This window comes from Streptomyces sp. NBC_01707, assembly GCF_041438805.1.
In the GTDB taxonomy this organism is placed as follows: Bacteria; Actinomycetota; Actinomycetes; order Streptomycetales; family Streptomycetaceae; genus Streptomyces.
In genome coordinates this window covers 5,886,087-5,899,687 of record NZ_CP109190.1, presented here as the reverse complement: position 1 = coordinate 5,899,687, position 13,601 = coordinate 5,886,087, and the positions used below count along the sequence as shown (strand labels likewise).

The window sequence follows — 13,601 nt, the reverse complement described above, 5'->3', positions numbered from 1 at the left end:
GTACCATATTCCGCATGTATATCCAGCCACGGTCCTTCGACCACCCCGACGCCGTCAAACTCAACGACGAGGTGCAGCTCGAGTACGCCGAGCGCTACGGGGACGAGGGCGATGTCACACCGCTCGACCCGTCGATGTTCCGGCCGCCGCACGGCCTGTATCTGCTCGCCTACGACGAGTCGGACGCGCCGGTCGCCACCGGCGGCTGGCGCTCGCAGGACCGGAACGACGAGGGCTACTCGGACGGCGACGCCGAGCTCAAGCGGATGTTCGTGACCCGGGAGGGCCGCGGACAGGGCCTGGCCCGCCGTATCCTCGCCGCCCTCGAAGCGGACGCACGGGCAGCGGGCCGCATCCGGATGGTGCTGGAGACCGGCAACCAGCAGCCGGAGGCCATCGCGCTGTACACCTCCAGCGGCTACACCCCGTGCGAGAAGTTCGGCTACTACCGCACGTACGAGAGCAGCCTCTGCTTCGCCAAACCGCTCCAGGAGGCCTGATCCAGGCCGCTGTCCCGGTCTAGAGCCTTCCGAGGAACCCGAGCAGCGCCGCGTCGAACCGCTCCGGCTGCTCCAGGTTCGGCAGGTGTCCGGCGCGGTCGACGACGACGAGCGAGGACTGCGGAATCAGCCGCTGCATGGCCTCGGCGTCCGCGACCGGCGTGTACGTGTCGTCTGCGCCCACGACGATCAGCACCGGCACCTCGACCCCGGCGAGCGACTCCCGGTAGTCGGGCCGCTCGGCCCGGCCCCGCAGAGCAGCCGCAGCCCCTTCGGGAGCGGTCGTACGCATCATGGTGAGGACGTGCGCGGCGACGTCCGGCAGCCCGGTGACGTTGTACGGGGCGATCATCTTGTCGATCACCTCGTCCGCGTATCCGTCCAGGCCCTCGGCGAGCAGCCGGTCGGCCATCCGGTTGCGGAAGATCTTTCCGTCCTCGGTCTCGGCGACCGGGGAGGTGTCGGCGAGGACCAGCGCCGAGACCCGGGCGCGGTGCAGGCGGTGGAATTCCATGGCGATCTGTCCGCCCATGGACAGCCCGGCGACCACGGCCCGTTCGACACCGAGGTGGTCGAGGAGAGCGGCGATGTCGTCGGCGAAGTCCGCGAACAGGGTTCGGCCCGGCACGACGGTGCTCTCCCCGTATCCGCGCAGATCCGGCACGATCACCCGGTGACCGGCCCGCTCCACCGCTTCGGCCTGCGGGTTCCACATCGTCCGGTTGAACGGATGGCCGTGGACGAGAACGACGACCGGACCGTCGGACGGCCCCCGGTCGTCGTACGCGAGGGTGGTACCGCTCTTCGTGCTGAACTCCATGCCGATCCCCCCGGGTCTGCCGTTCCTTACGCCCCTGCGATCACCCCGGACCGTACCCGGCTCCCGGCCATCACGTGGTCGGCATCCGCTTCGACGGCGTCCAGGCGGCCACCCCCGTTCGACGGCCACGACGAACCGCTGTGCGGCCGCGCCGAGAAGTCGGTCCGGGCACGTCCGCCGGAGCGCGTCCTCCGCCTCCGGCCGGCACATGACACAGAATCATGACCGGCGCCGGAGAGCGTCGACACCGCCTGTCCCGCTCACTTCACGCGCGCAACACCCACGTAGAAACCGCTCCGTTCGTTCTCCGGAGCCGGCTCCTCCTGGTACCACTCCGCGGCCGGCACCAGCCCGGGCGCGACGAGTTCCAGACCGTCGAAGAACGGCTCGACCTCACTGCGTGTACGCATCCGCAGCGCGATGGCGCCCTTCTTGTACGCGGCCTCGGTCTCGACGCGCAGCTCCGGATGCTGGTCGGCCGTACCGTGCGACAGGACCAGATAGCTGCCCGACGGCAGGGCGTCCACCAGGGTGCGGGTGATGTCGTACGGCTCCTGGTCGTCGGGCAGGAAGTGCATGAGCGCGATCAGCGACAGGGCAATGGGCCTGTCGAAGTCCAGCAGCTCACGGGCTCGGTCGAGGATCAGCTGCGGCTGCCTGACATCCGCGTGGATGTAGTCGGTGGCGCCCTCGGGGTTGCTGACGAGCAGCGCCTCCGCATGACGCAGGACGATGGGGTCGTTGTCCGCGTAGACGATCCGGGCCGTGGGCGTGATCGCCTGGACTATCTGGTGCAGGTTCGGCGAGGTGGGAATGCCGGTACCGACGTCGAGGAACTGGTCGACGCCCCGGTGCGCCAGCCAGGCGGAGGCCCGGTGCATGAAGGCCCGGTTCCGGGCCGCGTTGGCCCGCGCCTCCGGGGGCAGCTTCTCCCCGACCGCCTGATCGACCGGGTAATTGTCCTTGCCGCCGAGCAGCCAGTCGTAGACGCGCGCCGGATGGGGTTTGCTGGTGTCGATCTGGGGGTTGAGCGGGCCGGCCGTCACAGGACGCTCCTCCGTACGGGAAACGCGGGCAGGGAACTGCGGCTCGTCCCGCCGCGAGAAAAGCACCTGCTGAGCGGGACGATCGAAAACAGCCTAGGCGACGCGGAGTTCGACCGTTGTACGGACCACTGTTCTCCCCGCGACCGGCCGAGGCCGGAGCCTGGCCGGCGGTGGCCGTGACGAGCCGCGAGTTGCGGGCCCCGCCGGTATCACCGTCGGCCGGGAGCTCCTTGCAACTACAGGATCTGGACCGTCACGGAACCCCGACCGAGCCGCGGGACTTCGACCCGGCCTTCGCCGCGCGGTCGGCTGCTGCGACGGTCCGCCTCGGTGCACAGGATCGGAAGGAGTCGCTCTGCATCGCTGCTGTACGACGCCAAAGAGCCCCTACCGGGTTTCCCCGGCAGGGGCTCTGAGCTGCGGTGGACCTGTGGGGATTTGAACCCCAGACCCCCTCGATGCGAACGAGGTGCGCTACCAGACTGCGCCACAGGCCCTTGCAACGAGTGAAACTCTAGCATCCTCGGAGCGGTGCTCGGAAATCCGCTCCCCCGCTGGTCAGCCGGGTCGGCTCCGCAGCGGGTCTCACTCGTTGGCGGCGCGGGGCCGGTCGCCGTCCTCGTACTGGTCGAAGAGCGGGGTCCGGCCACGGTCGCGGGTCCGGCGGGACTGGTTGGTGCGCTGGCGCGGGGCCGGGTCCACGGGGGGCGCCGTGGGGGTCGTGGTGCCCGGCTGCGCCGGTTCGGCGGTACTGGAGCGGGCCGCGCTCCAGGTCTCCGGGTTGCCGACCTCGACGCCGCCCGTGGCGCGCGGAGCCACGGGCGCGGTGACGTAGGTCGGCAGCGGGACCGGGACGGGCTCCCAGCTGTCGCCCTGGGCCCGGCCGCGTTCACGCTGCTGGTCGACCCACTCCGCGTGGTCCGTCTGCTCGACCAGCGCGCGGCGGCCCGCTTCCTGCGGGGAGACCGTGGGGGCGGGCTCGGGCTCGGGGTGGCGCGTTTCGGGCTCCTCGTCGGGCTCGGCGGGAGCCGTGGCCGCGGGCTGGTGCCTGCGGTGGCGGTTCTCGCGCAGGTGCTGCGCGGCCACCTCCGCCCTGCGCCGGTCCATGGTGAAGGCGAACCTGCGCCGTTCCTGCGCGCGCAGATGCACGATGTACGTGCTCAGCAGCACGGCAGGCACCGCGGGCGCCCACAGGAAGTGGAGGCCGCCGACCGCCGCGACGACCGCGCCGAGGGTGAAGGCGAGGAAGAGGACCGAGGTGGTGCGCCGTCGGCGCGCCAGCACCTGCGAGCGCTGGGCGCGCCGGGCGCGTTCCGCATCGATTCCACCGGGGCGCGCGCGCCGCGTGGGTACGGGCACGGACGCGTGTGCCGATCCCTCCTGGGCCTGCCGCTCCTGGGAACCCTGGGACCCCTGCGCCGTGGAGGCCGCCCGCTCCGGTGCGCGCACCGGGTCGTGCACACGGGCTTCCGTATGCGCCGGAGGCGCGGCGAAGGCCCGGACGTCCACGGAATCCACTCGGTCCGTGTCCACGTCCGGCTCGGCGTCGGGTGCCGCCTCCTCGGTGGTGCGCTCCCGCAGTTCCTTGGCGTACCGGCGCTCCATCGCCGCCCGTCCGGACAGCAGCCGGATGGCGGTGCTGAAGCGTTCCGTCGGGCGGGCTTCATTGAGCTCGTCCTGCCTGCGGAGCCACATCGGCACCAAGTAGGCGGCCCAGGCCCCGACGATGACTGCATAGATGAGGCCGCTGCTGCTCACGTCTCACACCGTAGAGGGGTTTGCACGGAGGCATCCGCCAATTGGCCCGGTGTGTCGCACGATCTGGCTGATATCAAGGACTTTTTTTGTGATTGTTCGGATCAACAGTCGGCGTTTGCGCGTTCGTTAGCAGTCACACAGCGATCAATTTCGAACATTCATTTTATTTAGCGCGGCGTTCCGGGTCGTGCCTGGTGCCAGCGCCGGAGCAGCCCGTCGGGCACCTCCTCCGCGGTGAGCGCGAAGATCAGATGGTCCCGCCAGGCACCGTCGATGTGGAGATACCGTGGACGCAGCCCTTCCTCGCGGAATCCGAGTTTCTCCACGACTCTTCGGCTGGGCGCGTTCTCGGGGCGAATGCAGACCTCGATGCGGTGCAGGCCGACGGACCGGAAGCAGTGATCGACGGCGAGAGCGACCGCGGTCGGCATGACACCGCGACCCGCCACATCCTGGTCCACCCAGTAGCCGATATGGCCCGAGCACATCGATCCCCAGGTGATCCCGGCGACCGTCAACTGCCCTACCAGACGCCCCTCGTACTCGATGGCGAAGGGCAGCATCCGGCCGGCGTTCGCCTCGGAGCGCAGATGGCGGACCATCTGACGGTAGGTGGGGCGACGGGCCACCGGACCGCCCGGGCCGGGCGGTGGGACGGTCGCCTCCCAGGGGCGGAGCCAGTCGCGGTTGCGCCGGTTGACCTCCCGCCACTCACGCTGGTCGCGCAGCTTTATCGGCCGGAGGGCGATCGCGCCGTCGGTCAGGATCACCGGCCAGGTCGGGACGTTCAGCTCGGGCTCCCGGGTCGGGGGTGGTCGCCGCCGCGGAGCTGATCGACGGCGTGCACCAGAAGGCGTTCGAGGACGGCGAGGCCGTCGCGCACCCCGCCGGTGGAGCCCGGCAGGTTCACGACGAGGGTGCGGACGGCGACTCCGGCGAGACCACGGGAGAGCGCGGCCGTGGGGACCTTGTCGCGGCCCTCGGCACGGATCGCCTCGGGGATGCCGGGGATCTCGTGGTCGAGGACACGACGAGTGGCCTCGGGGGTCCGGTCGGTCGGTGAGATACCCGTACCGCCGGTGGTGACGATGACGTCGTACGCGGCGGCCACCCCGGCCCGCAGGGCCTGCTCGACGGGGTCGCCGTCGGGGACGACCTGCGGCCCGTCGACGGCGAAGCCGAGCCCGGCGAGCGCCTCGACGATCAGGGGGCCGCCCCGGTCGGCGTAGACACCGGCCGCGGCACGGTTCGACGCGGTCACGACGAGCGCGGTACGGGGGGCGGGCGGCGATCCGTCGAGGGGCGCGCCCGGTGCGTGCGGCTCCGGAAGCGACCCCGCATGCCCGCCGCCCGACGCCGCAGCCTCGGGCGCCGTCATGCGTCCGCTCCCTTCGGCACCGAGCGACGGTAGTCGCCGGACTTGCCGCCGGACTTCGACTCGACCCGGACGTCCGTGATGACCGCGCTCTTGTCGACCGCCTTGATCATGTCGATCACGGTGAGCGCGGCGACCGAGACGGCCGTCAGGGCCTCCATCTCGACGCCGGTGCGGTCCGTCGTCTTCACCGTGGCGAGGATCTCCACCGCGTCGTCGGCGACGCTCAGGTCGACCTTCACGCCGGAGACGGCGAGCGGGTGACAGAGCGGGATCAGCTCGGGAGTGCGCTTGGCGCCCATGATCCCGGCGATACGGGCGGTGGCGAGGGCGTCGCCCTTGGGAACTCCCTCGCCGCGCAGCAGTTCGACGACGCGCGGCGAGACGAGGACCCGGCCGCTGGCGCGGGCGACACGCGCGGTGACGTCCTTCTCGGACACGTCGACCATCCTGGCCGCACCCGCCTCGTCGAGATGCGTCAGCCTGTTCTGCGTACTCACTGGACTCCGCCTAGCGGTAGGGCGCCGGTTGCCCGCTCGGTCCGCACCAAGGTGCGGTCGGGGGTCCGGGGGGAGTCCCCCGGTAAGGCACAGCGGCAGACACCGTACCGCCACCGGGTCCCGTTCAGCGGAGCAGGATCACCTCGGTGACCGTGCCGGGCTCCGCGGAGGTGACGTCCTCGGGCAGCACGATCAGCGCGTCCGCCTGGGCGAGGGCGGCGATCAGATGCGATCCGGAGCCGCCGACGGGGGTGACGGTGCCCTCCTCGGCGTCGTACCTGCCGCGCAGGAACTGGCGCTTGCCGGACGGTGAGCCGAGTGTGCTGTCGGTCTTCAGCGTGGCGCGGACCGTCGGGCGGTTCACGTCCTTCAGGCCCATCAGCGCGCGGATCGCGGGCCGCACGAACAGCTCGAACGAGACGTACGACGAGACGGGGTTGCCCGGCAGAGCCAGCAGCGGGGTGTGTTCGGGGCCGATCGAGCCGAAGCCCTGCGGCTTGCCCGGCTGCATGGCGAGCTTGCGGAACTCGATGCCGCTGCCCGGCTCGTCCGCGTCGCCGACAGCGGACAGGGCCTCCTTGACCACGTCGTACGCGCCGACGCTGACGCCGCCCGTGGTGACGACGATGTCGGCGCGGATCAGCTGGTCCTCGATCGTGGCGCGGAGCATGTCGGCGTCGTCGGTGACGGCGCCGACCCGGTAGGAGATGGCTCCCGCGTCGCGCGCGGCAGCAGTCAGCGCGAAGCTGTTCGAGTCGTAGATCTGACCGCCTGCCAGTTCCTCACCGGGTTGCACCAGTTCGCTGCCGGTGGAGATGACCACGACACGCGGCCTGGGCCGCACCTTCACGGTGGAGCGGCCGATCGCGGCGAGCAGCCCGATCTGCGGCGGCCCGATGACCGAACCGGCCCGCAGGGCCAGATCGCCGGGCTGCACATCGCTGCCGCGGGCCCGGACATGGGCGCGGGCCGCGACGGGCCGGTGGACGCGGACCTCTCCGCCCGCGTCCTGCGGGGCGTGGCTGTGGGCGCGCATGGTGTCCGCCGGGCCGCCACCCGTACCGCCGTCGGTCCACTCGACCGGCACGACAGCCTCCGCACCGGCCGGCAGCGGGGCGCCGGTCATGATGCGGGCGGCCTCGCCGGGGCCGACGGTCTGGTCGCCGGAGAGTCCGTCGCTGCCTGCCGCGACGTCACCGATGACGGTGAGCACGGCGGGGAACTCCTCGCTGGCGCCCTCGAGATCGGCGGTGCGGACCGCGTAACCGTCCATCGAGCTGTTGTCGAAGGGCGGCAGGGCGATCTCCACCATGACGTCCTCGACGAGGACACAGCCCTGGGCCTCGGGCAGTTGGAGCTCGATGGGTTCGAGCGGCCGCACCGCGGCGAGGATGTCCTCCAGGTGCTCGTCCACCGACCAGATCGGGTTGCTCAAGTGCTACATCTCCTCGGTGACGAAACTGCGGAGCCAGGTCCTGAAGTCCGGACCCAGATCTTCACGTTCGCACGCGAGTCTGACAATGGCGCGGAGGTAGTCGCTGCGGTCACCGGTGTCATACCGGCGGCCCTTGAAGACGACACCGTGCACGGGGCCGCCGATCTTCTCGTCCTCGGCGAGCAGCTGCAGGGCGTCGGTGAGCTGGATCTCGCCCCCGCGGCCCGGCTCGGTCCTGCGCAGTATGTCGAAGACGGCGGGGTCGAGGACATAGCGGCCGATGATCGCGAGGTTGCTGGGCGCGTCCGCCGCATCGGGCTTCTCGACCAGCCCGGAGACCCTGACGACATCGCCGTCCGTGGTGGCGTCGACGGCCGCGCAGCCGTACAGATGGATCTGTTCCGGCTCGACCTCCATCAGCGCGACGACGCTGCCGCCCTCGCGCTCCTGGACCTCCACCATCCGTGCGAGCAGCGGGTCGCGCGGGTCGATCAGGTCGTCACCGAGCAGGACCGCGAACGGCTGGTCGCCGACGTGCGGCGCGGCGCACAGCACGGCGTGGCCGAGGCCGCGCGGGTCGCCCTGGCGGACGTAGTGCATGGTGGCGAGGTCACTCGACTCCTGGACCTTCCGGAGCCGGTCGGCGTCTCCCTTGCGGGTGAGCGCGGACTCCAGCTCGTAGTTGCGGTCGAAGTGGTCCTCGAGGGGGCGCTTGTTGCGTCCTGTGATCATGAGTACGTCGGAGAGGCCGGCCGCCACCGCTTCTTCGACGACATACTGGATCGCGGGCTTGTCGACGACAGGCAGCATCTCTTTGGGAGTGGCTTTGGTGGCCGGCAGGAAGCGGGTACCGAGCCCCGCGGCCGGGATGACAGCCTTGCTGATCCTGGGGTGCGACTGAGTCATGCGCGCAACCATAACCGGTACCCATGGGCGGAAGATGAGCATCCGGTTAACTTTGTACTCATATATGCACATACAAGAGATGCACAGGTGCCCGTTGAACACCGACATGCCCGAAAAGGGCTCCCTGCGGCGTGACCTGCTTGCCGCGCGATCCCTCCTGAGCAGGGAAGACGTCGACAACGCCGCGATGGTTCTGTCCCGCGGTGCAGTAAATCTTCCGGAGTTGGCCGAGGCCCGCACCGTCGCCGCCTATGTCTCGGTGGGGCGCGAGCCGGGCACCCGTGCACTGCTGGACGCGCTTCGCGCGCGGGGGGTGCGCGTGCTGCTGCCGGTGCTCCTCTCGGACAACGATCTGGACTGGGCCGCGTACGAGGGTGGCGACGGCCTCGTACCGGCGGCCCGCGGGCTGCTGGAGCCGGACGGTCCGCGGCTGGGTCCGGACGCCGTCCTGGAGGCGGACGCGGTCCTGCTGCCGGGCCTCGCGGTGGACGGGCGCGGGATGCGGCTCGGCCGCGGCGGAGGTTCGTACGACCGGGTGCTGGCCCGGCTCGCGGCGGCCGGGGCGCATCCCGCGCTGGTCGTCCTCCTCTACGACAACGAGGTGGTCGCGCAGGTTCCCGTGGAACCGCACGACCACCCCGTGGACGCCGTGGTGACACCGGCCGGAGCGCGGCGCTTCACCGTCTGAGCCCGGCCGGAACCGCACCGGGCCGCCGTCCTCCTGTGACGGCTCGAGCGTCAGGACGGCTTGAGCGTCAACGTGTCCTTCGTCGCCTTCGCCACCGCATTCGTCCCGAAGGACCAGTCGAGCAGTTCGCCGTCGACCCACTTGTCGGTCTGATCGGTGTAGTGCGCGCTGAACGCGTGCCCGGAGGCGCCGGTGAGGTTGATCCAGCGGGACTTGTCCCAGTCCCCCACGTTGACGACCATCCGCATCGACGGGACCCAGATGACCTCGTAGCCGCCCGCCGCGTTCCAGCCGGAGGCGTTGACCGCGGCCTCGCCGCCGCCGAGGTTCCACGGGCCGCGGTTGAGGGCCCGCTGGAGCACATCGGGACCTTCGGTACCGAGGGTCTGGTTCTTCAGGGTCAGCTGGTGCAGCCGGCCCCAGCTCCAGGTGGAGATGTCCTTGCCGAGCTTGGCGGTCAGCTCCCAGCGGGCGTCCTTCATCGCGCGGCCGAAGAGCTCGTCACGGGTCTCGGTCGCCTTGTCCTTGCGGTTCTTCGGCGCCTTCCACCAGTCGCTGTTCTCGTCGTTCATGAGGTTGGCGACCACCTGGTACCAGCGGTCGCCGCCGTCCGGCTGCGCCGTGTCCGTGTCGCGCTGGCCGCATTCGCGTACCGGCTTGTCCTGCTCGTCGACCGGCCCCGTGCTGTCGGCCGGGAGGACGGTGAGGCACTCGCCCTTGACCCGCATCTCCTTGGGCAGCTTGTCGCCGAAGGCCAGCCTGAGGATGTTGCGCCAGACCGCGTTGAAGTACGCGGCGGCCGCCGAGTCGGGCTCCTGGGTGTAGTCCCAGCCCTCCAGGAGCTTCTGTGCCTCACGGACGCTCTTGTCGGAGACGTTGATCTTCATCAGCTCGGGCACCAGCAGCGCGGCGATCTCGCTGGTGTTGTCCATCTGCATCTTCTGCATGTCGTCGGTCGAGATCTTCCCGCCGCCCTTGATCTTCGACTCGATGAGGTCGTTGATCCGCTGGCTGCGGGTGCCGTAACCCCAGTCCTTGGTGAGCAGATAGGGGTACTTCTTCTCGTCGACGACGGCCTGGTTGGCGGTGACGATGTAGCCGCGCTTCGGGTTGTACTCCCACGGCAGCTTGTCGAACGGGATCGGGTCCTTCTCCCATCCGTACGACGACGCCCAGCCGGGGCTCGGCATCGTGCCGTTGCCCGCCTTGCGGACCGGGATCTTCCCCGGGGCCTGGTAGCCGATGTTGCCCTTGGTGTCGGCGTAGATGAGGTTCTGCGAGGGGACCTCGAAGTGCTCGGCCGCGGCCCGGAAGGTCTTGAAGTCCTTGGCGCGGTCGAGCTCGAAGACGGCGTCCATGGAGTGACCCGGCTCCAACGCGGTCCACTTCAGCGCTACGGCGTAACCGTCGCCGCGGTCCGGCGCGGCATTGGTGACGGGAGCCTTCTCGCCGACCTTCTCCAGTTCGCCACTGCGGTCGGAGACCAGTGGGCCGTTGTTCGTCTCGCGCACGGTGATGTGCCGGCTCTCGCCGCCCGCGACCCTGATGGTCTCCTTGCGGGTGACGAAGGGCTTCACCTTGCCGTCGTACAGGTAGCCCTCGCCGGAGACCTTCTCCAGGAAGAGGTCGGTGACGTCCGCGCCGAGGTTGGTGAAGCCCCAGGCGATGTCCTGGTTGTGACCGATTATCACGCCGGGCATGCCGGAGAAGGTGTACCCGGCGGTGTCGTACCGGCAGGTCGCCGAGAGCTGCCGGCAGTGCAGCCCCATCTGGTACCAGAGCGACGGCAGCTGCGGCGCCAGGTGCGGGTCGTTGGCGAGCAGCGGCTTACCGGTGGTCGTGTAGGTGCCGGAGACGACCCAGGAGTTGGATCCGATGCCGTTCCCGTTCGGGCCGAGCAGCGCGGGGATCTTGTCGAGGGTGTCGGAGAGCGAGGAGAGCTGCGTGTTCAGGCCCTCGGTGGCGCCCTGCACGGTGTTCGCGCCGACGCCGGTGGACGACGTCGCGGCCGGGTCGAACGCGCCCGTGACCGACGAGATCGCACCCGTGCCGACAATCGGCCGGTGCTTGTCGTACGGGTACGCGGGGTACAGCTCCTCGATCCGCTCCTTGCTGAGCCTGCTGGTCATCAGCGAGCGGTCGATCTCGTCCTGCATGTTGCCGCGCAGGTCCCAGGCCATCGCCTTCAGCCAGGCGACCGAGTCGACCGGGGTCCACTTCGTCGGCTTGTAGTCGTTGGTGAGGCCGAGCGCGGCGTACTCGACGGAGATGTCCTTGCCGTCACGCCCCTTGAGGTAGGCGTTCACCCCGTCCGCGTACGCCTGGAGGTTCTTCTTGGTGTCGGCGGACAGGACGGTGTCGTACTCCTCCTGCGCGATCTTGCGCCAGCCCAGCGTCCGCAGGAAGGCGTCCGTGTCGACCTGCCCGGAGCCGAACATCTCGGAGAGCCGGCCGGCCGTCATATGACGGCGGACGTCCATCTCCCAGAAGCGGTCCTGTGCCTGGACGAAGCCCTGGGCACGGAACAGGTCGGTGTCGGAGTCCGCGTAGATCTGCGGAATTCCGTAGCTGTCGCGCTTGACGTCGACGTTGGCGGAGAGACCGTCGATCTTGACCGACCCGTTCGTCTGCGGGTACGAGGCACGCACGGTCCCCACGGACCAGTAGGCGCCGTAACCGATACCCGCGACAAGCGCCAGCACCAGGGCGATCACGATCAGGCGGGCGCGTCGCCCCTTCTTCTTGCCGGTCTTCGCACCGGCAGAACCGGAAGAGCCGGAAGAGGCGGTTGTGTTGGCGGGCATCGCTGTCCTTCGAGGGGCAGGGTGGTCCTGGGAGTGCAGGAGCAACCATAGGCGCAGCACCGAGGCGGGTCCGACGCGGTATCGGGATCCATCGGATCGAGGAGCGGTCACATGAGCACTCGAACGCGTCAAGAAAGCGTTAAAGATTAGGTAAGGTAACGAAGTACCGGCCGCCGGAGAGCCATTCGGCAGGCGTACGCAGGGAAGGAACGGCCACTGACTGTCCACGCGCTCAACGAACTCCTGCTCGTCTGCTCGCTCGTCCTGCTCGTCGCCGTCGCGGCGGTACGCATCTCGTCCCGCAGCGGGCTCCCCAGCCTGCTCCTGTACCTCGGCATCGGGATCGCCATCGGGCAGGACGGGTTCCTCCACATCAAGTTCGACAACGCCGAACTGACCCAGGTGTTCGGCTACGCCGCCCTTGTCGTGATCCTGGCCGAGGGCGGACTCGGCACGAAGTGGAAAGAGATCAAGCCGGCACTGCCCGCCGCCGCGACGCTGTCGGTCGTGGGTGTCGCGGTGAGCGTGGGCGTCACCGCGGCCGGGGCGCACTACCTGGTCGGCCTGGACTGGCGGCAGTCGCTGATCATCGGCGCGGTCGTCTCGTCGACGGACGCCGCCGCGGTCTTCTCCGTACTGCGCAAGGTGCCGCTGCCTGCCCGGATCACCGGTGTGCTGGAGGCCGAGTCCGGCTTCAACGACGCCCCCGTGGTGATCCTGGTGGTGGCCTTCTCGACCAAGGGACCGGTGGACAGCTGGTACCTGCTGGTCGGCGAGATCGCCCTGGAACTGGTGATCGGCGCGGCCGTCGGCATCGCCGTCGGCTGGCTCGGCTCGTTCGGACTGCGTCATGTGGCACTGCCCGCGTCCGGTCTCTACCCGATCGCGGTGATGGCGATCGCCGTGTCCGCGTACGCGGCCGGCGCGCTGGCCCACGGCAGTGGCTTCCTCGCCGTCTATCTGGCCGCGATGCTCCTCGGCAACGCCAAGCTGCCGCACTGGCCCGCCACCCGCGGCTTCGCCGACGGGCTCGGCTGGCTGGCCCAGATCGGCATGTTCGTCCTGCTCGGGCTGCTGGTCACCCCGCACGACCTGCTCGAAGACTTCTGGCCCGCGATCATCGTGGGTCTGGTCCTGACCGTGGTGGCACGCCCCATGGAGGTCTTCATCTCCCTGATCCCGTTCCGGCTGCCGTGGCGGGAGAAGGCCTTCATGTCGTGGGCGGGGCTGCGCGGCGCCGTCCCCATCATCCTGGCGACCATTCCCATGGTGCACGGGATCGAGGGCTCCACCCATGTCTTCAACATCGTCTTCGTGCTCGTCGTCGTCTACACGCTGATCCAGGGACCGACCCTGCCCTGGCTGGCCAAGGCCCTGAAGATCGCCGTCGACCCCTCCGAGGCCACCGACCTGGGCATCGAGTCGGCGCCGCTGGAGCGGCTGCGCGGGCATCTGCTGTCCGTGGCGATCCCCGGGAAGTCGAAGATGCACGGCGTGGAGATCGCCGAACTGCGGCTGCCCGCCGGAGCGGCCGTCACCCTCGTCGTACGGGAAGGCAAGAGCTTCGTGCCCGGACCGTCGACCATGCTGCGGCGGGGTGACGAACTGCTGGTCGTCGCGACCGATCCGGTGCGCGACACGGCCGAGGCCCGACTGCGGGCGGTCGGCGAGGGCGGCAAGCTGGCCGGGTGGCTGGGGACCGACGGTCCTGCCGGTGGAACCGGCAGGACCAGGACGCACCACTGATCCGAGGCTACGAAGGTGTGATT

General features: G+C 69.8%; 12 protein-coding genes and 1 tRNA gene. 3 read left to right on the top strand and 10 right to left on the bottom strand.

The window, feature by feature from the left end; genetic code table 11:
- Positions 1-14 precede the first annotated feature (14 nt).
- Positions 15-500 (top strand): GNAT family N-acetyltransferase, encoded by a 486-nt coding sequence (locus OG963_RS26610; RefSeq protein ID WP_319739045.1) that lies wholly within the window; start codon positions 15-17, stop codon positions 498-500.
- 19 nt (positions 501-519) lie between these two features.
- On the opposite strand, the gene OG963_RS26605 is transcribed toward OG963_RS26610, so the two are convergent.
- The 9 genes from OG963_RS26605 to galU form a co-directional block, all read right to left on the bottom strand.
- Positions 520-1,320: an alpha/beta fold hydrolase gene (locus tag OG963_RS26605; RefSeq protein WP_371799531.1), complete on the bottom strand. Its 801-nt coding sequence runs from the start codon at positions 1,318-1,320 to the stop codon at positions 520-522.
- A gap of 260 nt (positions 1,321-1,580) precedes the next feature.
- A complete protein-coding gene (locus tag OG963_RS26600; protein ID WP_093930395.1) occupies positions 1,581-2,366 on the bottom strand; it encodes an SAM-dependent methyltransferase in 786 nt (261 codons plus the stop codon).
- A 423-nt stretch (positions 2,367-2,789) separates the two neighbouring features.
- Positions 2,790-2,863 (bottom strand) — tRNA-Ala (locus tag OG963_RS26595).
- Between the two features lie 88 nt (positions 2,864-2,951).
- Positions 2,952-4,124, bottom strand: coding sequence for a gephyrin-like molybdotransferase receptor GlpR (glpR, locus tag OG963_RS26590; RefSeq protein ID WP_093776416.1), 1,173 nt, complete (start codon positions 4,122-4,124; stop codon positions 2,952-2,954).
- A gap of 167 nt (positions 4,125-4,291) precedes the next feature.
- The gene (locus OG963_RS26585) at positions 4,292-4,894 is read right to left on the bottom strand and encodes a GNAT family N-acetyltransferase (RefSeq protein WP_093776414.1); all 603 of its coding nucleotides are present in this window, start codon (positions 4,892-4,894) and stop codon (positions 4,292-4,294) included.
- 17 nt (positions 4,895-4,911) lie between these two features.
- The gene (locus OG963_RS26580) at positions 4,912-5,502 is read right to left on the bottom strand and encodes a molybdenum cofactor biosynthesis protein B (protein WP_256223690.1); all 591 of its coding nucleotides are present in this window, start codon (positions 5,500-5,502) and stop codon (positions 4,912-4,914) included.
- Positions 5,499-5,999, bottom strand: a complete 501-nt coding sequence (gene moaC / locus OG963_RS26575) for a cyclic pyranopterin monophosphate synthase MoaC (RefSeq protein WP_030926678.1) — start codon at positions 5,997-5,999, stop codon at positions 5,499-5,501. The genes OG963_RS26580 and moaC overlap by 4 nt, the downstream gene beginning before the upstream one ends.
- A 124-nt stretch (positions 6,000-6,123) precedes the next feature.
- Positions 6,124-7,434, bottom strand: coding sequence for a gephyrin-like molybdotransferase Glp (gene glp, locus OG963_RS26570; protein ID WP_093776412.1), 1,311 nt, complete (start codon positions 7,432-7,434; stop codon positions 6,124-6,126).
- A gap of 3 nt (positions 7,435-7,437) precedes the next feature.
- The gene (gene galU, locus OG963_RS26565; protein WP_093776410.1) at positions 7,438-8,340 is read right to left on the bottom strand and encodes a UTP--glucose-1-phosphate uridylyltransferase GalU; all 903 of its coding nucleotides are present in this window, start codon (positions 8,338-8,340) and stop codon (positions 7,438-7,440) included.
- 106 nt (positions 8,341-8,446) lie between these two features.
- On the opposite strand from galU, the gene OG963_RS26560 reads away from it, so the two are divergent.
- Entirely contained in the window at positions 8,447-9,028 is a 582-nt protein-coding gene (locus OG963_RS26560; RefSeq protein ID WP_093930445.1) for a 5-formyltetrahydrofolate cyclo-ligase, read from the top strand.
- A 50-nt stretch (positions 9,029-9,078) separates the two neighbouring features.
- Here OG963_RS26560 and OG963_RS26555 read toward each other — a convergent pair whose 3' ends face one another.
- Positions 9,079-11,832, bottom strand: coding sequence for a penicillin acylase family protein (locus OG963_RS26555; RefSeq protein WP_093776408.1), 2,754 nt, complete (start codon positions 11,830-11,832; stop codon positions 9,079-9,081).
- Between the two features lie 243 nt (positions 11,833-12,075).
- Here OG963_RS26555 and OG963_RS26550 point away from each other — a divergent pair, with 243 nt between their 5' ends.
- Positions 12,076-13,578, top strand: a complete 1,503-nt coding sequence (locus tag OG963_RS26550) for a potassium/proton antiporter (RefSeq protein WP_256223703.1) — start codon at positions 12,076-12,078, stop codon at positions 13,576-13,578.
- Positions 13,579-13,601: the final 23 nt, after the last annotated feature.

Bases quoted from the DNA above. Each gene is read 5' to 3' on its own strand.
- OG963_RS26610 (WP_319739045.1), top strand. From the start codon at position 15: ATGTATATCCAGCCACGGTCCTTCGACCACCCCGACGCCGTCAAACTC.
- galU (WP_093776410.1), bottom strand. From the start codon at position 8,340: ATGACTCAGTCGCACCCCAGGATCAGCAAGGCTGTCATCCCGGCCGCG.
- OG963_RS26560 (WP_093930445.1), top strand. From the start codon at position 8,447: ATGCCCGAAAAGGGCTCCCTGCGGCGTGACCTGCTTGCCGCGCGATCC.
- OG963_RS26555 (WP_093776408.1), bottom strand. From the start codon at position 11,832: ATGCCCGCCAACACAACCGCCTCTTCCGGCTCTTCCGGTTCTGCCGGT.
- OG963_RS26605 (WP_371799531.1), bottom strand. From the start codon at position 1,320: ATGGAGTTCAGCACGAAGAGCGGTACCACCCTCGCGTACGACGACCGG.
- OG963_RS26580 (WP_256223690.1), bottom strand. From the start codon at position 5,502: ATGACGGCGCCCGAGGCTGCGGCGTCGGGCGGCGGGCATGCGGGGTCG.